General features: G+C 55.6%; 20 protein-coding genes and 4 tRNA genes. All 24 read right to left on the bottom strand.

Translation table 11 applies throughout. The features are described 5' to 3' along the window. Positions 1-5: 5 nt before the first annotated feature. The 24 genes from rplW to birA all read right to left on the bottom strand — a co-directional run bounded on the left by rplW (position 6) and on the right by birA (position 22,508). A complete protein-coding gene (rplW, locus tag LCU97_RS24570) occupies positions 6-305 on the bottom strand; it encodes a 50S ribosomal protein L23 (protein WP_002555488.1) in 300 nt (99 codons plus the stop codon). Then, positions 302-904: a 50S ribosomal protein L4 gene (rplD, locus tag LCU97_RS24565; RefSeq protein ID WP_007924200.1), complete on the bottom strand. Its 603-nt coding sequence runs from the start codon at positions 902-904 to the stop codon at positions 302-304. Before rplD ends, rplW begins: the two co-directional genes overlap by 4 nt. Before the next feature lie 12 nt (positions 905-916). Continuing rightward, positions 917-1,552, bottom strand: a complete 636-nt coding sequence (gene rplC, locus LCU97_RS24560; protein WP_053151955.1) for a 50S ribosomal protein L3 — start codon at positions 1,550-1,552, stop codon at positions 917-919. An 80-nt stretch (positions 1,553-1,632) separates the two neighbouring features. After that, positions 1,633-1,944: a 30S ribosomal protein S10 gene (rpsJ, locus tag LCU97_RS24555; RefSeq protein ID WP_003186070.1), complete on the bottom strand. Its 312-nt coding sequence runs from the start codon at positions 1,942-1,944 to the stop codon at positions 1,633-1,635. A 156-nt stretch (positions 1,945-2,100) separates the two neighbouring features. Continuing rightward, positions 2,101-3,294, bottom strand: coding sequence for an elongation factor Tu (gene tuf / locus LCU97_RS24550; protein WP_053151959.1), 1,194 nt, complete (start codon positions 3,292-3,294; stop codon positions 2,101-2,103). 31 nt (positions 3,295-3,325) lie between these two features. After that, positions 3,326-5,428, bottom strand: coding sequence for an elongation factor G (gene fusA / locus LCU97_RS24545; RefSeq protein WP_053149723.1), 2,103 nt, complete (start codon positions 5,426-5,428; stop codon positions 3,326-3,328). A gap of 30 nt (positions 5,429-5,458) precedes the next feature. Continuing rightward, complete coding sequence (gene rpsG / locus LCU97_RS24540) at positions 5,459-5,929, bottom strand: 30S ribosomal protein S7 (RefSeq protein ID WP_003186074.1); 471 nt, start codon at positions 5,927-5,929, stop codon at positions 5,459-5,461. Between the two features lie 102 nt (positions 5,930-6,031). Then, a complete protein-coding gene (gene rpsL, locus LCU97_RS24535; RefSeq protein ID WP_003186084.1) occupies positions 6,032-6,403 on the bottom strand; it encodes a 30S ribosomal protein S12 in 372 nt (123 codons plus the stop codon). 217 nt (positions 6,404-6,620) lie between these two features. After that, positions 6,621-10,820, bottom strand: a complete 4,200-nt coding sequence (rpoC, locus tag LCU97_RS24530; protein ID WP_053149726.1) for a DNA-directed RNA polymerase subunit beta' — start codon at positions 10,818-10,820, stop codon at positions 6,621-6,623. Positions 10,821-10,884: 64 nt separating this feature from the next. Beyond that, positions 10,885-14,958, bottom strand: coding sequence for a DNA-directed RNA polymerase subunit beta (gene rpoB, locus LCU97_RS24525; RefSeq protein ID WP_053149728.1), 4,074 nt, complete (start codon positions 14,956-14,958; stop codon positions 10,885-10,887). A 219-nt stretch (positions 14,959-15,177) separates the two neighbouring features. Further along, on the bottom strand, positions 15,178-15,543 hold the full coding sequence (gene rplL, locus LCU97_RS24520) for a 50S ribosomal protein L7/L12 (protein WP_232778007.1): 366 nt from the start codon (positions 15,541-15,543) through the stop codon (positions 15,178-15,180). Between the two features lie 79 nt (positions 15,544-15,622). Beyond that, positions 15,623-16,123 carry a 50S ribosomal protein L10 gene (gene rplJ, locus LCU97_RS24515; protein WP_024776458.1) on the bottom strand — a complete coding sequence of 167 codons (501 nt, stop codon included), beginning with the start codon at positions 16,121-16,123 and terminating at the stop codon, positions 15,623-15,625. A gap of 198 nt (positions 16,124-16,321) precedes the next feature. Beyond that, on the bottom strand, positions 16,322-17,017 hold the full coding sequence (gene rplA, locus LCU97_RS24510; RefSeq protein ID WP_232778006.1) for a 50S ribosomal protein L1: 696 nt from the start codon (positions 17,015-17,017) through the stop codon (positions 16,322-16,324). Then, complete coding sequence (gene rplK, locus LCU97_RS24505) at positions 17,017-17,448, bottom strand: 50S ribosomal protein L11 (RefSeq protein WP_003176435.1); 432 nt, start codon at positions 17,446-17,448, stop codon at positions 17,017-17,019. The genes rplA and rplK overlap by 1 nt, the downstream gene beginning before the upstream one ends. Before the next feature lie 117 nt (positions 17,449-17,565). Next, a complete protein-coding gene (nusG, locus tag LCU97_RS24500; RefSeq protein ID WP_010443972.1) occupies positions 17,566-18,099 on the bottom strand; it encodes a transcription termination/antitermination protein NusG in 534 nt (177 codons plus the stop codon). Positions 18,100-18,108: 9 nt separating this feature from the next. After that, positions 18,109-18,477, bottom strand: a complete 369-nt coding sequence (gene secE, locus LCU97_RS24495; RefSeq protein WP_039594676.1) for a preprotein translocase subunit SecE — start codon at positions 18,475-18,477, stop codon at positions 18,109-18,111. Between the two features lie 44 nt (positions 18,478-18,521). Beyond that, positions 18,522-18,597, bottom strand: a tRNA-Trp gene (locus LCU97_RS24490). A 53-nt stretch (positions 18,598-18,650) separates the two neighbouring features. Further along, the gene (tuf, locus tag LCU97_RS24485; protein ID WP_053151959.1) at positions 18,651-19,844 is read right to left on the bottom strand and encodes an elongation factor Tu; all 1,194 of its coding nucleotides are present in this window, start codon (positions 19,842-19,844) and stop codon (positions 18,651-18,653) included. An 84-nt stretch (positions 19,845-19,928) separates the two neighbouring features. Then, a tRNA-Thr gene (locus tag LCU97_RS24480) sits at positions 19,929-20,004 on the bottom strand. A 26-nt stretch (positions 20,005-20,030) separates the two neighbouring features. After that, positions 20,031-20,104, bottom strand: a tRNA-Gly gene (locus LCU97_RS24475). Positions 20,105-20,128: 24 nt separating this feature from the next. Next, positions 20,129-20,213 (bottom strand) — tRNA-Tyr (locus LCU97_RS24470). Positions 20,214-20,355: 142 nt separating this feature from the next. Further along, complete coding sequence (locus LCU97_RS24465) at positions 20,356-20,805, bottom strand: hypothetical protein (protein ID WP_232778005.1); 450 nt, start codon at positions 20,803-20,805, stop codon at positions 20,356-20,358. A 7-nt stretch (positions 20,806-20,812) separates the two neighbouring features. Then, positions 20,813-21,562: a pantothenate kinase gene (locus LCU97_RS24460; protein ID WP_053155976.1), complete on the bottom strand. Its 750-nt coding sequence runs from the start codon at positions 21,560-21,562 to the stop codon at positions 20,813-20,815. After that, a complete protein-coding gene (gene birA, locus LCU97_RS24455; protein WP_232778034.1) occupies positions 21,552-22,508 on the bottom strand; it encodes a bifunctional biotin--[acetyl-CoA-carboxylase] ligase/biotin operon repressor BirA in 957 nt (318 codons plus the stop codon). The genes LCU97_RS24460 and birA overlap by 11 nt, the downstream gene beginning before the upstream one ends. Between the last annotated feature and the right edge of the window lie 85 nt (positions 22,509-22,593).

Here is a 22,593-nt window from a genome sequence, read left to right as displayed (position 1 = left end):
CTTCCTTACTCAGCACTGCTGCTGAAATCGAGATCTTGGCCTGGCTGAAGGGAGATAACTGCCTTCTTCCAGTCATTACGCTTGCCCAGACCGCGAGCGGTGCGCTTGCTCTTACCCAGAACATTCAGGGTAGTCACGCGCTCAACTTTCACGCTGAACAGGCTTTCGACGGCCTTCTTGATTTCCAGCTTGGTTGCGTCGGTAGCAACCTTGAAAACGAACTGGCCTTTCTTGTCTGCCAGAACCGTAGCCTTCTCGGAAACGTGCGGGCCAAGCAGAACTTTAAATACGCGTTCCTGGTTCATCCCAGCAGCTCCTCGAATTTCTTCACGGCCGACACGGTGATCAACACCTTGTCGTATGCGATCAGACTAACTGGATCGGAACCTTGCACATCACGCACATCGACGTGCGGCAGGTTACGAGCAGCCAGGTACAGGTTCTGATCAACAGCGTCCGACACGATCAGAACGTCGGTCAGGCTCATGTTGTTCAGTTTGCCCAGCAGGTCTTTGGTTTTCGGTGTTTCAACAGCGAAATCCTGAACCACGACCAGACGATCAGTACGCACCAGCTCAGCAAGGATGGAACGCATTGCTGCGCGGTACATCTTCTTGTTCAGCTTTTGGGAGTGGTCCTGAGGACGAGCTGCAAAAGTGGTACCGCCGCCACGCCAGATTGGGCTACGGATAGTACCGGCACGAGCACGGCCAGTACCTTTCTGACGCCATGGGCGCTTGCCGCCACCGGAAACGTCGGAACGGGTCTTTTGCTGCTTGCTACCTTGACGGCCGCCAGCCATATAGGCCACGACTGCTTGGTGAACCAGCGTCTCGTTGAATTCGCCGCCAAATGTCAGTTCGGAAACTTCGATCGCTTGAGCGTCATTTACATTTAATTGCATGTCAGCTTCCCCTTAACCGCGAGCCTTGGCTGCTGGACGTACAACCACGTTGCCGCCAGTAGCGCCAGGAACAGCGCCCTTGACCAACAACAGATTGCGTTCAGCGTCCACGCGCACTACTTCCAGGGACTGTACGGTCACGCGCTCGGCGCCCATATGACCGGACATTTTCTTGCCCTTGAATACACGACCAGGAGTCTGGCACTGGCCGATAGAGCCTGGAACGCGGTGGGATACGGAGTTACCGTGGGTGTTATCTTGCCCGCGGAAGTTCCAACGCTTGATCGTACCCTGGAAGCCTTTACCCTTGGACTGACCGGTTACATCAACCAGTTGACCTGCGGCGAAGATTTCGGCCTTGATCAGATCGCCGGCTTGGTACTCGCCTTCTTCAAGGCGGAATTCCATTACGGTACGACCAGCGGCAACGTTCGCCTTGGCGAAGTGGCCAGCCTGAGCTGCTGTTACACGCGAAGCACGACGCTCGCCGACAGTGACTTGCACTGCACGATAGCCATCGGTCTCTTCAGTTTTGAACTGGGTGACGCGATTCGGCTCGATCTCAATGACCGTGACCGGAATGGAGACACCTTCTTCGGTGAAAATACGGGTCATACCGCATTTACGACCGACTACACCAATAGTCATGTTGTAAACCTCATGAGTGTACGGGGCTTTCACCCGCTATGGCCGCCCATTTCAGAGCGTTACACGACCAAGACCGAGTCTTAGCCGAGGCTGATCTGCACTTCCACACCGGCCGCAAGATCGAGCTTCATAAGTGCATCAACGGTTTTATCCGTTGGCTGGACGATGTCCAGAACGCGCTTATGAGTACGAATCTCGTACTGGTCACGCGCGTCTTTGTTGACGTGCGGGGAGACCAGAACGGTAAACCGCTCTTTACGGGTAGGCAGTGGAATAGGACCACGCACTTGAGCACCAGTACGTTTCGCGGTTTCCACGATTTCCTGGGTGGATTGGTCGATCAGGCGATGGTCAAAGGCCTTCAACCTGATACGGATTTGCTGATTTTGCATTGGATTTCAGACTCCGGCTGCTATTCCCACCGGGCGCAATACGCCCGTTAAAAGGAGGCGCAATTCTATAGACGCCCCCGGTAGGTGTCAACTCAATAAAAAAGCCCCCGCTAAGCGGGGGCTTTTTCAAATCATCAAGCTGACTCTACAAAAGTCTTACTCGATGACTTTGGCTACGACGCCAGCGCCGACGGTACGACCGCCTTCACGGATAGCGAAACGCAGACCATCTTCCATCGCGATCGGCTTGATCAGGGTGACAGTCATCTGAATGTTGTCACCTGGCATTACCATTTCAACGCCTTCTGGCAGCTCGCAGTTACCAGTCACGTCAGTTGTACGGAAGTAGAACTGTGGACGGTAGCCTTTGAAGAACGGAGTATGACGACCGCCTTCTTCCTTGCTCAGAACATAAACTTCTGCGGTGAACTTGGTGTGAGCCTTGACGGTGCCTGGCTTGACCAGAACCTGACCACGCTCTACGTCGTCACGCTTGGTGCCGCGCAGCAGCACGCCGCAGTTCTCGCCAGCACGACCTTCGTCCAGCAGCTTACGGAACATCTCAACGCCGGTGCAGGTAGTTTTCTGAGTGTCGCGCAGACCGACGATCTCAACTTCTTCCTGGATGCGAACGATGCCACGCTCAACACGACCAGTCACAACAGTACCGCGACCCGAGATCGAGAACACGTCTTCGATTGGCATCAGGAACGGCTTGTCGATGGCGCGCTCTGGCTCTGGAATGTAGCTGTCCAGGGTCTCAACCAGCTTCTTGACAGCAGAAGTACCCATTTCGTTGTCGTCTTGGCCGTTCAGAGCCATCAGAGCCGAACCGATAACGATTGGAGTGTCATCACCTGGGAAGTCGTAAGTGCTCAGCAGGTCGCGCACTTCCATCTCAACCAGTTCCAGCAGCTCAGCGTCGTCAACCATGTCAGCCTTGTTCAGGAAGACAACGATGTACGGAACGCCAACCTGACGGGACAGCAGGATGTGCTCACGGGTTTGTGGCATCGGACCATCAGCGGCCGAGCAAACCAGGATCGCGCCATCCATCTGGGCAGCACCGGTGATCATGTTTTTTACGTAGTCAGCGTGACCTGGGCAGTCAACGTGCGCGTAGTGACGCACGGCCGAATCGTATTCAACGTGAGCGGTGTTGATGGTGATACCACGAGCCTTCTCTTCCGGGGCGCTGTCGATCTTGTCGAACTCAACCTTGGCCGAGCCGAAAACTTCGGAGCAGACACGAGTCAGAGCAGCGGTCAGAGTGGTTTTACCGTGGTCGACGTGACCGATGGTGCCGACGTTGACGTGCGGTTTGTTACGTTCAAATTTTTCTTTAGCCACGACAATTAACTCCTAGCCTAAAGGGGCTGAATCAGCCTTGTTTTTTAACGAGAGCTTCGACGATGTTCGACGGAGCTTCGGAGTATTTGGAGAATTCCATAGAGTAGCTCGCGCGACCCTGGGACATGGAACGAACGTCGGTTGCATAACCGAACATCTCACCCAACGGAACCTCGGCACGGATAACCTTGCCGGAAACCGTATCTTCCATACCCTGGATCAGACCGCGACGACGGTTCAGGTCACCCATCACGTCGCCCATGTAATCCTCAGGTGTTACGACTTCAACCTTCATGATCGGCTCAAGCACAACACCGCCACCCTTGGTAGCCAGTTGCTTGGTCGCCATGGAGGCCGCCACCTTGAACGCCATCTCGTTGGAGTCGACGTCGTGGTAAGAACCATCGAACACGGTAGCCTTCAGGCCGATCAGCGGATAGCCGGCGACAACGCCGTTCTTCATCTGCTCTTCGATACCCTTCTGGATAGCCGGGATGTATTCCTTCGGAACCACACCACCCACTACTTCGTTCAGGAACTGCAGACCTTCCTGACCTTCGTCAGCAGGTGCAAAACGGATCCAGCAGTGACCGAACTGGCCACGACCGCCGGACTGACGAACGAACTTGCCTTCGATCTCGCAGGACTTCGTGATCTTCTCACGATAGGAAACCTGCGGTTTACCGATGTTGGCTTCGACGTTGAACTCACGACGCATCCGGTCAACCAGGATGTCCAGGTGCAATTCGCCCATGCCGGAGATGATCGTCTGACCAGTCTCTTCATCGGTTTTGACGCGGAAAGACGGGTCTTCCTGAGCCAGCTTGCCCAGAGCGATGCCCATTTTTTCCTGGTCATCCTTGGTTTTTGGTTCAACGGCAACCGAGATAACCGGCTCCGGGAAGTCCATGCGAACCAGGATGATTGGCTTGTCAGCGGAGCACAGGGTGTCACCAGTGGTGACGTCCTTCATGCCGATCAGAGCCGCGATGTCACCAGCGCGTACTTCCTTGATCTCTTCGCGGGTGTTGGCGTGCATCTGCACCATACGACCCACACGCTCTTTTTTACCCTTGACCGAGTTGATAACGCCGTCACCGGAGTTCAACACGCCCGAGTAGACACGAGCAAAGGTAAGGGTACCCACGAACGGGTCGGTAGCGATCTTGAACGCCAGAGCCGAGAACGGCTCAGCGTCGTCTGCGTGACGCTCCATTTCGACAGTTTCGTCATCAGGGTCGGTACCCTTGATGGCCGGAATGTCGACCGGTGCAGGCAGATAGTCGATAACGGCGTCGAGAACCAGGGGAACACCCTTGTTCTTGAAGGAAGAACCGCAAACAGCCAGAACGATTTCACCAGCGATAGTACGCTGACGCAGAGCACCCTTGATCTCTTCGATCGTGAGTTCTTCGCCTTCCAGGTACTTGTTCATCAGCTCTTCGTTGGCCTCGGCAGCTGCCTCGACCATATTGCTGCGCCACTCTTCAGCCAGCTCTTGCAGCTCAGCCGGGATCGGACCACGAACAGCAGCCATACCCTTGTCGTTATCGTTCCAGCGAACAGCTTCCATGGTCATCAGATCGATCTGACCTTCGAAGTTGTCTTCGGCACCGATAGCCAACTGGATAGGCACCGGAGTGTGACCCAGACGCTGTTTGATCTGACCAACGACGCGCAGGAAGTTGGCACCGGCACGGTCCATCTTGTTCACGTAGACAAGACGAGGAACGCCGTACTTGTTGGCCTGACGCCATACGGTTTCCGACTGAGGCTCAACACCCGAAGTACCACAGAACACAACGACAGCACCGTCGAGCACACGCAGCGAACGCTCTACTTCAATGGTGAAGTCCACGTGGCCGGGGGTGTCGATGATGTTGAAGCGATGCTTAGGGAATTGCTTGTTGGAGCCTTCCCAGAAAGCAGTGGTAGCCGCGGAAGTAATGGTAATACCCCGCTCCTGCTCTTGTACCATCCAGTCCATGGTCGCGGCGCCATCATGCACCTCGCCCATTTTGTGGTTTACGCCCGTGTAGAACAGGACGCGCTCAGTGGTAGTGGTTTTACCCGCATCCACGTGAGCAACGATACCAATGTTACGGTAGCGTTTGATATCAGTTGTACGAGCCATAAAGCCCTCGCGAAATTAGTGACGCCAGAATTAGAAGCGGTAGTGCGAGAAAGCCTTGTTGGCTTCAGCCATACGGTGCACGTCTTCACGCTTCTTAACTGCAGCACCTTTACCTTCAGCAGCGTCCAACAGTTCGCCAGCCAAACGCAGAGCCATGGACTTCTCGCCGCGCTTGCGGGCGAAGTCTACCAACCAGCGCATTGCCAGGGCGTTACGACGGGACGGACGAACTTCGACCGGAACCTGGTAAGTAGCACCGCCTACACGGCGCGACTTCACTTCGACCAGCGGAGCGATGGCGTCGAGAGCTTTTTCGAAGATTTCCAGGGGATCGCTGTTCTTGCGTTCCTTAACTTTGTCCAGTGCGCCATAAACAATACGCTCGGCAACGGCTTTCTTGCCGCTTTCCATTACGTGGTTCATGAACTTGGCGAGAATCTGGCTTCCGTATTTCGGATCGTCCAGAATCTCACGTTTGGCTGCTACGCGACGTCTTGGCATTGATAAGCCCTCAAACGGTCTTCAGGTTAGCCCGGGACAGCAGGTGCGTGCCCGACCTTACTCTTATCGACTCAATAAAAAAGAAAACTGCAAAACGACCGATTACTTCGGACGCTTGGTACCGTACTTCGAACGACCCTGGTTACGACCTTTAACGCCGGAGGTATCCAAGGAGCCGCGAACGGTGTGATAACGAACACCTGGCAAGTCTTTTACACGACCGCCACGGATCAGGACCACGCTGTGCTCCTGCAGGTTGTGGCCTTCACCGCCGATGTACGAGGAAACCTCGAAACCGTTGGTCAGACGCACACGGCATACTTTACGCAGTGCCGAGTTAGGTTTTTTCGGCGTAGTGGTATACACACGAGTGCATACGCCACGACGTTGCGGGCAGTTCTGCAGCGCAGGCACGTCGGATTTCTCGACGATACGCTTGCGCGGCTGACGTACCAGCTGGTTGATAGTTGCCATCTACTAGCTCCACTGTTGTCTTGCGACGCTATTGTCTTACAAGAAAAGCAAAAATGGCAGGAACGAATTCCCGCCAAATTTAGGGGATCAAGAGTCTAAAGAGGATCTTGGCCCCAGTCAAGGCGAGGCCCCGACCTCCCCGCCCGACGAATCTCGACAATTTGTCTCGATCCGCCGAACGGAGTGATCAGGGCCAGGCGCTCAATTACCGCAGAACTCAGTTACCACTCGAGTTCAGCGCTTCGGTCAGTGCAGCTTCCACTTCACTGGCGCTTACGCGCAGAGGCTTGTCTGCATCGCGGCGACGCTTACGCTCGCTGTGATAGGCCAAACCTGTACCTGCCGGGATCAGACGACCCACGACCACGTTTTCTTTCAGGCCACGCAGATAATCGCGCTTGCCGGTTACCGCTGCTTCGGTCAGTACACGGGTGGTTTCCTGGAAGGAAGCCGCCGAGATGAACGATTCGGTGGACAGCGACGCCTTGGTAATACCCAGCAATACGCGAGTGAACTTGGCAACGAACTTGTCTTCGGCTGCCAGACGCTCGTTCTCCACCAGCACGTGAGTCAGTTCCATCTGGTCGCCCTTGATGAAGCTGGAATCGCCGGACTCGGTGATCTCAACTTTACGCAGCATCTGACGCAGGATGGTCTCGATGTGCTTGTCGTTGATCTTCACGCCTTGCAGACGGTAAACGTCCTGGATTTCGTTCACGATGTACTTGGCCAGCGCACTCACACCCAGCAGACGCAGGATGTCGTGAGGATCGCTCGGGCCGTCGGAGATAACTTCGCCGCGGTTGACCTGTTCGCCTTCGAAGACGTTCAGGTGGCGCCACTTCGGAATCAGCTCTTCGTACGGATCGCTACCATCATTCGGCGTAATGACCAGACGGCGCTTGCCCTTGGTCTCTTTACCGAACGCGATGGTGCCGCTGACTTCAGCCAGGATCGAGGCTTCTTTCGGACGACGGGCTTCGAACAAGTCGGCAACACGTGGCAGACCACCGGTGATGTCACGGGTTTTCGAAGTTTCCTGCGGGATACGGGCGATAACATCACCGATTGCGATCTGCGCACCGTCCGCAACACCGACCAGGGCGTTGGCTGGCAGGAAGTACTGAGCGATTACGTCAGTGCCTGGCAGCAACAGGTCCTTGCCATTGTCGTCGACCATCTTCACTGCAGGACGGATGTCCTTGCCTGCAGCCGGACGGTCTTTGACGTCGAGCACTTCGATGTTGGTCATACCGGTCAATTCGTCGGTCTGACGCTTGATCGTGATGCCCTCTTCCATGCCCACGTAGGTCACGGTACCTTTCATCTCGGTGACGATCGGGTGAGTGTGCGGGTCCCACTTGGCAACGATGGCGCCAGCGTCGACCTTGTCGCCTTCCTTGACCGAAATCACGGCACCGTATGGCAGCTTGTAGCGCTCACGCTCACGACCGAAGTCGTCTGCAATCGCCAGCTCACCGGAACGGGATACCGCAACCAGGTGACCGTCCACTCGCTCTACGTGCTTCAGGTTATGTAGACGGACGGTACCGCCATTTTTCACCTGAACGCTGTCAGCTGCGGAGGTCCGGCTTGCAGCACCACCGATGTGGAACGTACGCATCGTCAACTGGGTACCCGGTTCACCGATGGACTGGGCAGCGATAACGCCGACCGCTTCACCGATGTTCACCTGGTGACCACGAGCCAGATCGCGACCGTAGCACTTGGCGCAGATGCCGTAGCGAGTTTCGCAGCTGATCGGCGAACGTACGATCACTTCGTCGATGCTGTTGAGCTCGATGAACTCGACCCACTTCTCATCGACCAGGGTGCCAGCAGGAACGATTACATCCTCGGTGCCCGGCTTGAAGACGTCACGGGCGATGACACGACCCAATACGCGCTCACCCAACGGCTCTACAACGTCACCGCCTTCGATGTGCGGCGTCATGACCAGGCCATGCTCGGTGCCGCAATCGATCTCGGTCACCACCAGGTCCTGCGCCACGTCCACCAGACGACGGGTCAGGTAACCGGAGTTCGCCGTTTTCAACGCGGTATCCGCAAGACCTTTACGAGCACCGTGAGTGGAAATGAAGTACTGGAGTACGCTCAGGCCTTCACGGAAGTTCGCGGTAATCGGAGTCTCGATGATGGAGCCGTCCGGCTTGGCCATCAGGCCACGCATACCGGCGAGCTGACGGATCTGCGCAGCAGAACCCCGCGCACCCGAGTCAGCCATCATGTACATCGAGTTGAAGGATTCTTGCTCGACTTCGTCGCCATGACGGTCGATGACCTTCTCTTTCGAGAGGTTGGCCATCATCGCCTTGGAGACTTCATCGTTCGCCTTCGACCAGAGGTCGATCACTTTGTTGTACTTCTCGCCCTGGGTTACCAGGCCGGAGGCGTACTGGCTCTCGATCTCTTTAACTTCTTCGGTAGCGGTACCGATGATGCGGGCTTTTTCATCCGGGATAACGAAGTCGTTAACACCGATGGAAACGCCGGAGATGGTCGAATAAGCAAAACCGGTGTACATCAGCTGGTCAGCGAAGATCACGGTTTCTTTCAGACCCACCACGCGGTAGCACTGGTTGATCAGCTTGGAGATCGCCTTCTTCTTCATCGGCAGGTTGACGACGTCGAACGACAGGCCCTTCGGCACAACCTGGAACAACAGCGCACGACCGACAGTGGTGTCGACGATACGAGTGTTGGTCACGCTGTTGCCATCGCGATCGTTAACGGTTTCGTTGATCCGTACCTTGACCTTGGCGTGCAGTGCGGCTTCGCCGGCACGGAACACACGGTCAACTTCCTGCAGGTCCGCGAATACACGACCTTCGCCTTTGGCGTTGATCGCTTCACGAGTCATGTAGTACAGACCCAATACAACGTCCTGCGACGGAACGATGATTGGTTCACCGTTCGCTGGCGACAGAATGTTGTTGGTGGACATCATCAACGCACGCGCTTCCAGCTGGGCTTCCAGCGTCAGCGGTACGTGCACGGCCATTTGGTCGCCGTCGAAGTCGGCGTTGTACGCAGCACAGACCAGCGGGTGCAGCTGGATAGCCTTACCTTCGATCAGTACCGGTTCAAACGCCTGGATACCCAGACGGTGAAGGGTCGGTGCACGGTTGAGCAGTACGGGGTGTTCGCGGATCACTTCAGCGAGAACGTCCCAGACCTCTGGCAGCTCGCGCTCGACCATTTTCTTGGCTGCTTTAATGGTGGTAGCAAGACCACGCATTTCCAGCTTGCCGAAAATGAACGGCTTGAACAGTTCCAGAGCCATTTTTTTAGGCAGACCGCACTGGTGCAGACGCAGGGTCGGGCCTACGGTAATTACCGAACGACCGGAATAGTCAACACGCTTACCGAGCAGGTTCTGACGGAAACGACCCTGTTTACCCTTGATCATGTCGGCCAGGGATTTCAGAGGACGCTTGTTGGAACCGGTGATGGCGCGGCCACGGCGACCGTTGTCGAGCAACGCGTCAACGGCCTCCTGCAACATACGCTTTTCGTTGCGCACGATGATGTCCGGAGCGGACAGATCGAGCAGGCGCTTCAAGCGGTTGTTACGGTTGATCACTCGACGATACAGATCGTTGAGGTCGGACGTCGCGAAGCGACCGCCATCGAGCGGAACCAGTGGACGCAGGTCTGGCGGCAGAACCGGCAGAACGGTCAACACCATCCACTCAGGCAGGTTGCCGGAGCCTTGGAAGGCTTCCATCAACTTCAGACGCTTGGACAGCTTCTTGATCTTGGTTTCGGAGTTGGTCTGCGGGATTTCTTCGCGCAGACGGCCGATCTCGTGCTCCAGGTCGATCGCGTGCAGCAGTTCGCGGACGGCTTCGGCACCCATGCGGGCATCGAAATCGTCGCCAAACTCTTCCAGCGCTTCGAAGTACTGCTCGTCGTTGAGCAGTTGACCTTTTTCAAGGGTAGTCATGCCCGGGTCGATAACGACATAGCTCTCGAAGTAGAGAACACGTTCGATATCACGCAGGGTCATGTCCATCAGCAAGCCGATACGGGACGGCAGCGATTTCAGGAACCAGATGTGAGCAACCGGCGAGGCCAGTTCGATGTGCGCCATGCGCTCACGACGGACTTTTGCCAGCGCGACTTCAACGCCGCACTTCTCGCAGATCACACCACGATGCTTCAAGCGCTTGTACTTACCGCACAGGCACTCGTAATCCTTTACCGGGCCAAAGATCTTGGCGCAGAACAGACCGTCACGCTCGGGTTTGAACGTACGGTAGTTGATGGTTTCCGGCTTTTTAACTTCACCGAACGACCACGAACGGATCATCTCAGGCGAGGCCAGTCCAATACGGATGGCGTCGAACTCTTCGACTTGACCCTGGTTTTTCAGCAAATTCAGTAGGTCTTTCAAGGCCTTTCCTCCTGGCGGAGCAGAGAGCGGGCACTACAGCCCCGCTCTCGATTCGCGTCACGTGTTATTCGGTTTCCAGATCGATATCGATGCCGAGGGAACGAATTTCCTTGATCAACACGTTGAAGGACTCGGGCATGCCCGGCTCCATACGGTGATCGCCGTCCACGATGTTTTTGTACATCTTGGTCCGGCCGTTCACATCGTCCGACTTCACTGTGAGCATTTCTTGCAGAGTGTATGCAGCACCGTAAGCTTCCAGTGCCCAGACCTCCATCTCCCCGAAACGCTGACCACCGAACTGCGCCTTACCACCCAGCGGCTGCTGGGTAACCAGGCTGTAAGAACCGGTAGAACGAGCGTGCATTTTGTCGTCTACCAAGTGGTTCAGCTTCAGCATGTACATGTAGCCAACGGTAACCGGGCGCTCGAACTTGTTGCCGGTACGGCCATCGAACAGTTGCATCTGGCCGCTTTCCGGCAGGTCTGCCAGTTTCAGCATGGCCTTGATTTCAACTTCCTTGGCACCGTCGAACACCGGAGTGGCCATTGGAACGCCGCCCTTGAGGTTCTTCGCCAGATCCAGGATCTCCTGGTCGGAGAAGCTGTCGAGGTCTTCGTTACGACCACCGATTTCGTTGTAGATCTCATGCAGGAACTTGCGCAGGTCGGCGACCTTGCGCTGCTCTTCGAGCATGCGGTTGATCTTCTCGCCCAAGCCCTTGGCCGCGAGGCCCAGGTGGGTTTCAAGGATCTGACCGACGTTCATACGCGAAGGTACGCCGAGCGGGTTGAGGACGACATCGACCGGGGTGCCGTTGGCATCGTGCGGCATGTCTTCAACCGGCATGATCACGGAGACCACACCCTTGTTACCGTGACGACCGGCCATCTTGTCGCCCGGCTGGATGCGACGACGGATTGCCAGGTAGACCTTGACGATCTTCAGCACGCCCGGAGCCAGGTCATCGCCTTGCTGCAGCTTGCGCTTCTTATCTTCGAACTTGTCATCCAGCAGACGGCGACGGTCAACGATATAGGCCTGAGCCTTCTCGAGCTGCTCGTTCAGAGCGTCTTCAGCCATACGCAGTTTGAACCACTGGCCGTGCTCAAGACCGTCGAGCACTTCGTCGGTGATTTCCTGACCTTTCTTCAGGCCCGCGCCGCCTTCGACCTTATGGCCAACCAACGCAGCGCGCAGACGCTCGAAAGTGGCACCTTCAACGATACGGAACTCTTCGTTCAGGTCTTTGCGAATCTCGTCCAGCTGGCTTTTCTCGATGGACAGAGCACGAGCATCACGCTCAACGCCGTCGCGAGTGAAGACCTGTACGTCAATGACGGTACCCTTGGTGCCGGTAGGCACGCGCAGAGAGGTGTCCTTAACGTCGCTGGCTTTTTCACCGAAGATGGCACGCAGCAGTTTTTCTTCCGGAGTCAGCTGGGTTTCGCCTTTCGGAGTGACCTTACCGACCAGGATGTCGCCAGCGCCTACTTCAGCACCTACATAAACAATACCGGCTTCGTCCAGCTTGTTCAGAGCGGCTTCACCCACGTTCGGGATGTCCGCGGTGATTTCCTCTGGACCCAGCTTGGTGTCACGCGCCACACAGGTCAGTTCCTGAATGTGGATCGTGGTAAAGCGATCTTCCTGCACTACACGCTCGGACAGGCAGATGGAGTCTTCGAAGTTGAAGCCGTTCCATGCCATGAACGCGATGCGCATGTTCTGACCCAGTGCCAGCTCACCCATGTCGGTGGACGGGCCGTCGGCCATGATGTCGCTGCGCTGTACCCGATCACCCTTGCTCACCAGCGGACGCTGGTTGATGCAGGTGTTCTGGTTGGAGCGGGTGTACTTGGTCAGGTTGTAGATGTCGACACCGGCTTCGCCTGGCTCAACTTCGTCATCGGCCACGCGAACCACGATACGGCTGGCATCGACGGAGTCGATCACGCCACCACGACGAGCCACGACGCAAACGCCGGAGTCGCGAGCAACGTTACGCTCCATGCCAGTACCTACCAGCGGCTTGTCGGCACGCAAGGTCGGTACAGCCTGACGCTGCATGTTCGAACCCATCAACGCACGGTTGGCGTCGTCGTGCTCGAGGAACGGGATCAGCGAGGCCGCGACCGATACTACCTGCTTGGGCGAAACGTCCATCAGGGTGACGTCTTCCGGCGCCTTTACCGTGAACTCGTTCAGGTGACGAACAGCTACCAGCTCGTCGATCAACTGACCTTTTTCGTTCATGGTCGCCGAAGCCTGGGCGATCACGTGATCGGCCTCTTCAATGGCGGACAGGAACACGATCTCGTCGGTGACCAGCCCTTCCTTCACTACGCGATACGGGCTTTCCAGGAAGCCGTACTGGTTGGTGCGGGCATAGGCAGCCAGGGAGTTGATCAGGCCGATGTTCGGACCTTCCGGCGTTTCGATAGGGCATACGCGACCGTAGTGGGTCGGGTGTACGTCACGAACTTCGAAGCCTGCGCGCTCACGCGTCAGACCACCTGGGCCGAGTGCAGAGACACGACGCTTGTGGGTGATCTCGGACAGCGGGTTGTTCTGGTCCATGAACTGGGAGAGCTGGCTCGAACCGAAGAACTCTTTCACCGCAGCCGCTACCGGCTTGGCGTTGATCAGATCCTGCGGCATCAGGCCTTCGCTTTCAGCCATCGACAGACGTTCCTTGACCGCGCGCTCTACACGCACCAGGCCAACGCGGAACTGGTTCTCGGCCATTTCGCCTACGCAGCGAACACGACGGTTACCCAAGTGGTCGATGTCATCGACGATGCCCTTGCCGTTACGGATGTCGACCAGGGTCTTGAGCACCGCAACGATGTCGTCCTTGTTCAGTACGCCCGAACCTTCGATTTCGGTGCGACCGATACGACGGTTGAACTTCATCCGGCCGACCGCAGACAGGTCATAGCGCTCAGGACTGAAGAACAGGTTGTTGAACAGGGTTTCGGCGGCATCCTTGGTTGGCGGCTCGCCAGGACGCATCATGCGATAGATTTCGACCAGCGCTTCCAGCTGGTTGCCGGTGGAGTCGATCTTCAACGTATCGGAAATGAACGGACCACAGTCGATATCGTTGGTATACAGCGTTTCGATACGAACGACCTGAGCCTTGACGATCTTCGCCAGGATTTCAGTGTTCAGCTCGGTGTTGCACTCTGCCAGGATCTCGCCAGTGGCCGGGTGAACGATGGCCTTGGCCGTAGTGCGACCGAGGACGTAGTCCATGGGCACTTGCAGCTCTTTGATTCCGGCCTTTTCCAGCTGGTTGATATGACGAGCGGTGATACGACGACCCTGCTCGACAATGACCTTGCCTTTGTCATCCTGGATATCGAGAACGGCGATTTCACCGCGCAGGCGCTGAGGCACCAGTTCCAGGCTGAGGTTTTCACCTTGCACATGGAAGACGTTGGTGGTGTAGAACGCGTCGAGCACTTCCTCGGTGGTATAGCCGAGCGCGCGCAGCAATACCGATGCAGGCAGCTTGCGACGACGGTCGATACGCACGAACACGCAATCTTTCGGGTCGAACTCGAAGTCCAGCCAGGAGCCGCGGTAAGGAATGATGCGTGCGGAGTAAAGCAGCTTGCCGGAGCTGTGCGTCTTGCCGCGGTCGTGGTCGAAGAACACGCCTGGAGAACGGTGCAGCTGGGAAACGATTACACGCTCGGTACCGTTGATTACGAAGGTACCGTTTTCAGTCATCAGGGGAATTTCACCCATGTAGACTTCTTGCTCTTTGATGTCCTTGATCGCTTTGTTCGACGATTCTTTGTCGAAAATGATCAGGCGCACTTTTACCCGCAAAGGTACGGCGTAAGTCACACCGCGCAATACGCATTCTTTGACATCAAATGCCGGTTCGCCCAGACGATAACCGACGTACTCCAGCGCAGCATTGCCGGAGTAGCTGATGATCGGGAAAACGGATTTGAAGGCCGCATGCAGGCCCACGTCGCGGAACTGATCTTTAGTCGCTCCCGCTTGCAAGAATTCACGATACGAATCCAGCTGGATGGCCAGGAGGTACGGCACATCCATGACGTCCGGCAACTTGCTAAAGTCCTTGCGGATACGTTTTTTCTCAGTATATGAGTAAGCCATCAGCGTTCCCCAGCTTGGTCACCTGCTTGTTTGGCCCTTCCCGACGGGAGCGGCCAGAAAATCGTGCAAACCCCATGGTTTGCGCCACCACCTCGGGTGGTTACAGCTCGCTACCAGCACCGACCCAGTCGGCTGCCAATAACGGAAAAAGGCCGGTGGCAAAAGCCACCAGCCATCAGCCTTTCGCTCGACGCTCGGGCTGGAGACGCAAGGTCGAAATTACTTGATTTCGACGGTAGCGCCTGCTTCTTCCAGCTTCTTCTTCGCGTCTTCAGCAGCTTCTTTCGAAACGCCTTCAGCGATAACCTGAGGAGCGGAATCAACCTTCTCCTTGGCTTCTTTCAGACCCAGACCGGTCAGTTCACGAACAGCCTTGATCACGTTGACTTTCTTGTCGCCAGCGGCAGCCAGAACAACGTTGAACTCGGTTTGCTCTTCAACGACAGCAGCTGGACCAGCAGCAGCAACGGTAGCAGCGGCGGCGGTAACGCCGAACTTCTCTTCCATTGCCTTGATCAGCTCAACGATTTCCATTACGGATTTTTCGCCGATTGCTTCGATGATTTGTTCGTTAGTCAGAGACATGACTCAATTCCTGAATTGGGGGATAGCCGGCACGGCCATCGAAATAAACAAAAATACGCGGGAAAGGAAACGCTCAGCCTCAGGCTGCAGCAGCTTCTTTCTGGTCGCGAATTGCCGCCAGAGTACGAGCCAATTTGCTGGTAGCGCCTTGAATCACGCTCATCAGCTGAGAAATTGCTTCGTCACGGGTCGGCAGAGTTGCCAGTACGTCGATTTGGTTAGCTGCGAGGAACTTGCCCTCGAACGCAGCTGCCTTGATCTCGAACTTGTCCTGACCCTTTGCGAACTCTTTGAAGATACGGGCAGCAGCGCCCGGATGTTCTTTCGAGAATGCAATCAGGGTCGGGCCGACGAACGCGTCGTTGAGCACGTCATATTGAGTGCCTTCAACAGCGCGCTTGAGCAGGGTGTTACGTACGACACGTACATAAACGCCAGCTTCGCGGGCCTCTTTACGGAGTCCGGTCATAGCGCCTACTGTCACGCCACGGGCATCAGCCACGACAGCGGACAGAGCGACTTTGGCAGCCTCGTTGACTTCAGCGACGATGGCCTTCTTGTCTTCGAGTTTAATTGCCACGGGTTTAACTCCTGCTTGTTACCGTTTCATTCGGTCGGAACCGAATGTCGTTTTGGTGTCTGATTCGGTAAGGAACCGGGAGCACCATCTGCGTAGGCTTGTGGTTTAAGACTTGCGTCGCCTACGGTCTTGGATAGCCCCCGCCAGGCAGGGACCCCAATTTTTCAATTGGCGCAATCGCTTGCGCCAATTTGAGTCTTACGCGTCGAGCGAGCTTTGGTCGATAACCAGACCTGGGCCCATGGTGGTGCTCAGGGTAACGCGCTTGACATAGATACCTTTCGAAGAAGCTGGCTTGATGCGCTTCAGATCAGCGATCAGGGCTTCAACGTTCTCCTTCAGCTTGACGGCATCGAAGCCGATCTTGCCAACGGAGGTGTGGATGATGCCGTTTTTGTCGGTGCGATAACGAACCTGACCAGCCTTGGCGTTCTTGACCGCGGTAGCTACGTCTGGCGTTACGGTGCCGACTTTAGGGTTAGGCATCAGGCCACGTGGACCGAGGATCTGACCCAACTGACCTACAACACGCATGGCATCCGGGGATGCGATAACGACGTCATAGTTCAGCTCGCCGCCTTTCATTTCGGCAGCCAGATCGTCCATGCCTACGCGATCAGCACCAGCAGCCAGAGCAGCTTCAGCTGCTGGGCCCTGGGTGAAGACTGCAACGCGAACGGTCTTGCCAGTGCCGTGTGGCAGCACGGTAGCGCTACGAACGACCTGGTCGGATTTACGTGGATCAACACCCAGGTTTACAGCAACGTCGAACGACTCGCTGAACTTGACAGTCGACAGCTCGGCCAGCAGGGCAGCGGCATCTACAAAGTTGTAGGCCTTGCCTGCTTCGATTTTGCTGGCGATAGCCTTTTGACGCTTGGTCAGCTTAGCCATTACACACCCTCCACGTTAAGGCCCATGCTACGAGCAGAACCGGCGATAGTACGCACGGCTGCATCCATATCAGCTGCAGTCAGATCCGCGTTTTTGGTTTTCGCGATTTCTTCCAGCTGAGCACGGGTAACGGTGCCAACCTTAACAGTGTTTGGACGAGCGGAACCGCTGGTCAAACCTGCAGCCTTCTTCAGCAGAACCGAAGCAGGGGTGCTTTTTGTTTCGAAAGTGAAGCTACGGTCGCTATAGACAGTGATGATCACTGGAGTCGGCAGACCTGGCTCAAGACCCTGGGTACGGGCGTTGAAAGCCTTGCAGAATTCCATGATGTTCACGCCGTGCTGACCCAGAGCAGGACCAACGGGTGGGCTTGGGTTAGCCTGAGCGGCCTTCACTTGCAGCTTGATGTAAGCGGTAATCTTCTTGGCCATGAGGCACTCCAATTACGGGTTCGAACGCCTCGAAAGGCTCCCCGGTTACTTGCGCGTTTATCCCAGTGACGACAAAACCCCACAGCCTTGGGCTGCGGGGTTGGGATGCCTGCTCAATCAGACCTTTTCGACCTGACTGAACTCCAACTCTACCGGAGTAGAGCGACCGAAAATGAGCACTGCCACCTGGATCCGGCTCTTTTCGTAGTTAACTTCTTCAACCGTGCCATTGAAGTCAGCGAATGGACCATCAGTGACACGTACAACTTCACCTGGCTCAAACAGCGTTTTCGGCTTCGGCTTGTCGCTACCATCAGCGACGCGACGCAGAATCGCTTCTGCCTCTTTGTCTGTAATCGGCGCGGGCTTATCGGCAGTACCACCAATGAAGCCCATGACCCGAGGGGTATCCTTGACCAAGTGCCAAGTCCCTTCGTTCATATCCATCTGCACCAGCACGTAACCTGGGAAGAACTTACGTTCACTTTTGCGTTTCTGGCCGTTACGCATCTCAACCACTTCTTCAGTGGGGACCAGAATCTCGCCAAAGCCATCTTCCATGCCAGCCAGCTTTACGCGCTCTATCAGCGAGCGCATGACATGCTTCTCGTAACCCGAGTAAGCATGCACAACGTACCAACGCTTAGCCACGGGACACCCTTAGCCAACAATCAAGGAAACAAGCCAGCCGAGCAGGGAGTCGAGCCCCCACAACAGCAACGCCATTACCAGAACAACAGCCACGACGATCAACGTGGTTTGCGTGGTTTCTTGGCGAGTTGGCCATACGACTTTACGAATCTCGGTGCGAGCTTCCTTAGCGAGTACAAAGAAAGACTTGCCCTTAGCCGTTTGCAGACCTACAAAGGCAGCAACAGCAGCGATAGCAAGCAATGCAAGTACACGGTACAGGATCGGCGAAGCAGAAAAATACTGATTGCCAACAACGCCAACAGCCACCAAAGCGACTACCACTAGCCACTTGAGCAGATCGAAGCGAGAGCCTTGAGCTTCAGCTTTAGGAGTCATCTATGAAGATCCTGTGAAAAGAAAGCCAGACACACGAGTGAATCTGGCAGGTCAGGAGGGAATCGAACCCCCAACCTACGGTTTTGGAGACCGTCGCTCTGCCAATTGAGCTACTGACCTAAAACAAAATCAGGCCGACCATTATGCCGGCCCGAAAAAGACATTACAACTGTTTACTCGATGACTTTGGCTACGACGCCGGCGCCGACGGTACGACCGCCTTCACGGATAGCGAAACGCAGACCATCTTCCATCGCGATCGGCTTGATCAGGGTGACAGTCATCTGAATGTTGTCACCTGGCATTACCATTTCAACGCCTTCTGGCAGCTCGCAGTTACCAGTCACGTCAGTTGTACGGAAGTAGAACTGTGGACGGTAGCCTTTGAAGAACGGAGTATGACGACCGCCTTCTTCCTTGCTCAGAACATAAACTTCTGCGGTGAACTTGGTGTGAGCCTTGACGGTGCCTGGCTTGACCAGAACCTGACCACGCTCTACGTCGTCACGCTTGGTGCCGCGCAGCAGCACGCCGCAGTTCTCGCCAGCACGACCTTCGTCCAGCAGCTTACGGAACATCTCAACGCCGGTGCAGGTAGTTTTCTGAGTGTCGCGCAGACCGACGATCTCAACTTCTTCCTGGATGCGAACGATGCCACGCTCAACACGACCAGTCACAACAGTACCGCGACCCGAGATCGAGAACACGTCTTCGATTGGCATCAGGAACGGCTTGTCGATGGCGCGCTCTGGTTCTGGAATGTAGCTGTCCAGGGTCTCAACCAGCTTCTTGACAGCAGAAGTACCCATTTCGTTGTCGTCTTGGCCGTTCAGAGCCATCAGAGCCGAACCGATGACGATTGGAGTGTCATCACCTGGGAAGTCGTAAGTGCTCAGCAGGTCGCGCACTTCCATCTCAACCAGTTCCAGCAGCTCAGCGTCGTCAACCATGTCAGCCTTGTTCAGGAAGACAACGATGTACGGAACGCCAACCTGACGGGACAGCAGGATGTGCTCACGGGTTTGTGGCATCGGACCATCAGCGGCCGAGCAAACCAGGATCGCGCCGTCCATCTGGGCAGCACCGGTGATCATGTTTTTTACGTAGTCAGCGTGACCTGGGCAGTCAACGTGCGCGTAGTGACGCACGGCCGAATCGTATTCAACGTGAGCGGTGTTGATGGTGATACCACGAGCCTTCTCTTCCGGGGCGCTGTCGATCTTGTCGAACTCAACCTTGGCCGAGCCGAAAACTTCGGAGCAGACACGAGTCAGAGCAGCGGTCAGAGTGGTTTTACCGTGGTCGACGTGACCGATGGTACCAACGTTGACGTGCGGCTTATTACGTTCGAACTTTTCCTTAGCCATCGAAATCACCCCTAGGAGAAGAAATTAGCAAGTCACACTAACCATTAAAACAAAGGCAGATATTTTCATATCTGCCTTGTTAGATGGAGCTCTTGAGCGGATTTGAACCGCTGACCTCACCCTTACCAAGGGTGTGCTCTACCAACTGAGCTACAAGAGCAAAACACTTTGCACAACCTGCAAACTTGGAGCGGGTAGCGGGAATCGAACCCGCATCATCAGCTTGGAAGGCTGAGGTTCTACCACTAAACTATACCCGCGGAGCTTGCAGCTCACGCTAAAACTGGTGGAGGGGGAAGGATTCGAACCTTCGAAGTCGTAGACGTCAGATTTACAGTCTGATCCCTTTGGCCGCTCGGGAACCCCTCCTAAGCGAGCCGGCATTCTACATCATGCCAGCCTTCTGTCAACCATTTTCTCATTAAAAACCTGAGGTTAGCTGCGTTGACCTTGATTCACACCGCTAACCTTTAAAGGTCTTCGCTGCGAAGCGGGCGCCATTCTATGCAAACTACCCTGAGGGCGCAACCCCCTCACAGGGCATTATTTTGTGTTTTAACTCATTGAATTCTCTGGAAAGGTTTTGAAGCAATGCCTCATTCAATTTCGCGGCATGCTCCGAGGGAACTTGAACCCAGAACCCTCCTCCGGCCTCAGGCGAACTCAAAGGCGCAGCACGCGCAATGATTCCTGACGCCGCGAGCCGTTGCTCCAGCTGCCTGGCTATCTCCAGGCGACTGAAACCACCCAGATAAGCACAGGTCTTTGGTAATTCCCCGGGCTTGCTCGCATCACGCCTGACCAGCGCATCAGCCGTTTCACTCAAAAGATGAATGTCTTGCTGCGAGCCACGATACAGATTCAACGGAGTCACATCCTTTGCTCGAAGCGGAGCCTCCTGCTGGTGCCAAACGTAGTAGAAGACATTCAAAACCAATAGGAGCAAGAACAGCCAACGCATAAAAACCTCAGGACAAAGGACAGGCCATCGCCAGACCGACAAAAACCAGATCAGGCACAACCCTGGCAGCCGGGACAACGCCCGAAACCAGATTAGCGTCCCCACCCGTCAGAAACACAACGAAATCCTTTCCCCAATACTGTCGGGCCAATTCAAGTTGAGTCAGCACAAACCCTCTGAGCATCAACATGCAACCGCGCTCAACCGCTTCTACAGTGGTGCGACCTGGTTCAAGGCTTTCGTGGGCGCGCTCGGCGGCCGTATCGTCATAACGAATTCGCCGGGTATGTGTACGCAACTGATTACGCATCAAAGGCAAGCCCGGACAAATAAATCCCCCTAGATGCTCGCCATCTGCCCCTACGAAATCGGCCGTAATGGCCGTACCGAAATCGAGCACCAGACAGGCTCCCGAGGCGAGGTGAAACCCTCCGAGCAAAGCCAGCCATCTATCAAGCCCCAACCGCTCAAAATCCTCGTAGCCATTCCTGACACCCGACATTTCCCGAGTGGGCACGGCGCGCGCTACAGATACTCCAAACGCATTAACCAACGAGGCGATCAATGACTCTGTTTCTTCTTGGGTCCGCACACTGACAAGACGGCACTTCTTGAGCTGGAATTTTTCAGCGTCACTCAAACAGGCGATCAGATCCGCATCAGAGCCAGCTACCCCCCCTTCTACAGGCGTCGCGCTATCAGCACCCAGAACGCGCCATTTGATAAAACTGTTGCCACAATCGAGCTCAAGAATCATCACGCAACCTCAGGCTGAGCTCGCCACCACTAAAGATTTTTTCCACGCCATCTACCTTCAAACGCAGCGCACCCTGACGATCAATCCCCAACACAACGCCGTCAATACGATTTGCACCAGCAACCAGCGACACGGAACGCCCCTGCCACAAATGATATCGCTCCCACTCCTCCTGGATTGCCGAAAACCCGGACATCTGATGCAACCTCAAGTATCGCTGAAGGCTGACCCCCAAACGCATAACCAGCTCATTCCGATCGAAAGTTCTGCCCGCCTCAAGACTCATGGAAGTCCACTGTTGATCAACCTCAGCAGCAGACTGCATGTTCACATTGATTCCAACCCCAAGGACAACATGACAAACGTCTGCTGGATCACCAACCAGCTCAAGGAGGATGCCTGCGATTTTTTTTGAGCCGACCAGGATATCGTTAGGCCATTTCAGGCCCGCCTCCAAAACACCCATATCGTGCAGGGCACGCAAGACAGCCAGCCCTACGACGAGACTCAACCCTTCAACCTGGCGCATCCCACCATCGATACGTAACACCAGGCTGTAATAGAGATTATCCGCAAACGGACTGACCCACTTCCGACCACGGCGACCACGCCCAGCAGTCTGCCGCTCAGCCAAAATAAGGAACGGCGCCTGTACTCCGCGCTCTATGAAACGCAACGCTTCTGCGTTGGTCGAGTCAATAGAATCAAATATATGGACGGGCCACAGACAAGACTCTTCTGCACCAATCTCAGCCACATTCAAAAGCAGCAACGGCTTAGCCAATTGATAGCCCTTGCCTCGAACCTTATGGACAGACAAGCCCAGCTCAGCCTCCAAGTGCTGCAATTGCTTCCACACAGCACTTCGGCTGATTCCGAGCGCCACGCCTAATGCCTGCCCCGAATGGAAACGGCCATCCTTTAGAAGTTCTAGCAACGTGAGCATGCGAACTACGCCCTGATAATGAGGCCCGCATGATAGCCATGCACAAGACAGTTGCATAGAAACACAAAGGAGCTTTCCTGCGGGC

Origin of the sequence: Pseudomonas uvaldensis, from assembly GCF_021271205.1 — a bacterium.
GTDB lineage: Bacteria > Pseudomonadota > Gammaproteobacteria > Pseudomonadales > Pseudomonadaceae > Aquipseudomonas > Aquipseudomonas uvaldensis.
The sequence above is the reverse complement of the archived record's forward strand: the minus strand, read 5'-3'. Positions and strand labels throughout refer to the sequence as shown.

Bases quoted from the DNA above. Each gene is read 5' to 3' on its own strand.
- rplW (WP_002555488.1), bottom strand. From the start codon at position 305: ATGAACCAGGAACGCGTATTTAAAGTTCTGCTTGGCCCGCACGTTTCC.
- rplD (WP_007924200.1), bottom strand. From the start codon at position 904: ATGCAATTAAATGTAAATGACGCTCAAGCGATCGAAGTTTCCGAACTG.
- rplC (WP_053151955.1), bottom strand. From the start codon at position 1,552: ATGACTATTGGTGTAGTCGGTCGTAAATGCGGTATGACCCGTATTTTC.
- rpsJ (WP_003186070.1), bottom strand. From the start codon at position 1,944: ATGCAAAATCAGCAAATCCGTATCAGGTTGAAGGCCTTTGACCATCGC.
- fusA (WP_053149723.1), bottom strand. From the start codon at position 5,428: ATGGCTCGTACAACTGATATCAAACGCTACCGTAACATTGGTATCGTT.
- rpsG (WP_003186074.1), bottom strand. From the start codon at position 5,929: ATGCCAAGACGTCGCGTAGCAGCCAAACGTGAGATTCTGGACGATCCG.
- rpsL (WP_003186084.1), bottom strand. From the start codon at position 6,403: ATGGCAACTATCAACCAGCTGGTACGTCAGCCGCGCAAGCGTATCGTC.
- rpoB (WP_053149728.1), bottom strand. From the start codon at position 14,958: ATGGCTTACTCATATACTGAGAAAAAACGTATCCGCAAGGACTTTAGC.
- rplL (WP_232778007.1), bottom strand. From the start codon at position 15,543: ATGTCTCTGACTAACGAACAAATCATCGAAGCAATCGGCGAAAAATCC.
- rplA (WP_232778006.1), bottom strand. From the start codon at position 17,017: ATGGCTAAGCTGACCAAGCGTCAAAAGGCTATCGCCAGCAAAATCGAA.
- rplK (WP_003176435.1), bottom strand. From the start codon at position 17,448: ATGGCCAAGAAGATTACCGCTTACATCAAGCTGCAAGTGAAGGCCGCT.
- secE (WP_039594676.1), bottom strand. From the start codon at position 18,477: ATGACTCCTAAAGCTGAAGCTCAAGGCTCTCGCTTCGATCTGCTCAAG.
- tuf (WP_053151959.1), bottom strand. From the start codon at position 19,844: ATGGCTAAGGAAAAGTTCGAACGTAATAAGCCGCACGTCAACGTTGGT.
- LCU97_RS24465 (WP_232778005.1), bottom strand. From the start codon at position 20,805: ATGCGTTGGCTGTTCTTGCTCCTATTGGTTTTGAATGTCTTCTACTAC.
- LCU97_RS24460 (WP_053155976.1), bottom strand. From the start codon at position 21,562: ATGATTCTTGAGCTCGATTGTGGCAACAGTTTTATCAAATGGCGCGTT.
- birA (WP_232778034.1), bottom strand. From the start codon at position 22,508: ATGCTCACGTTGCTAGAACTTCTAAAGGATGGCCGTTTCCATTCGGGG.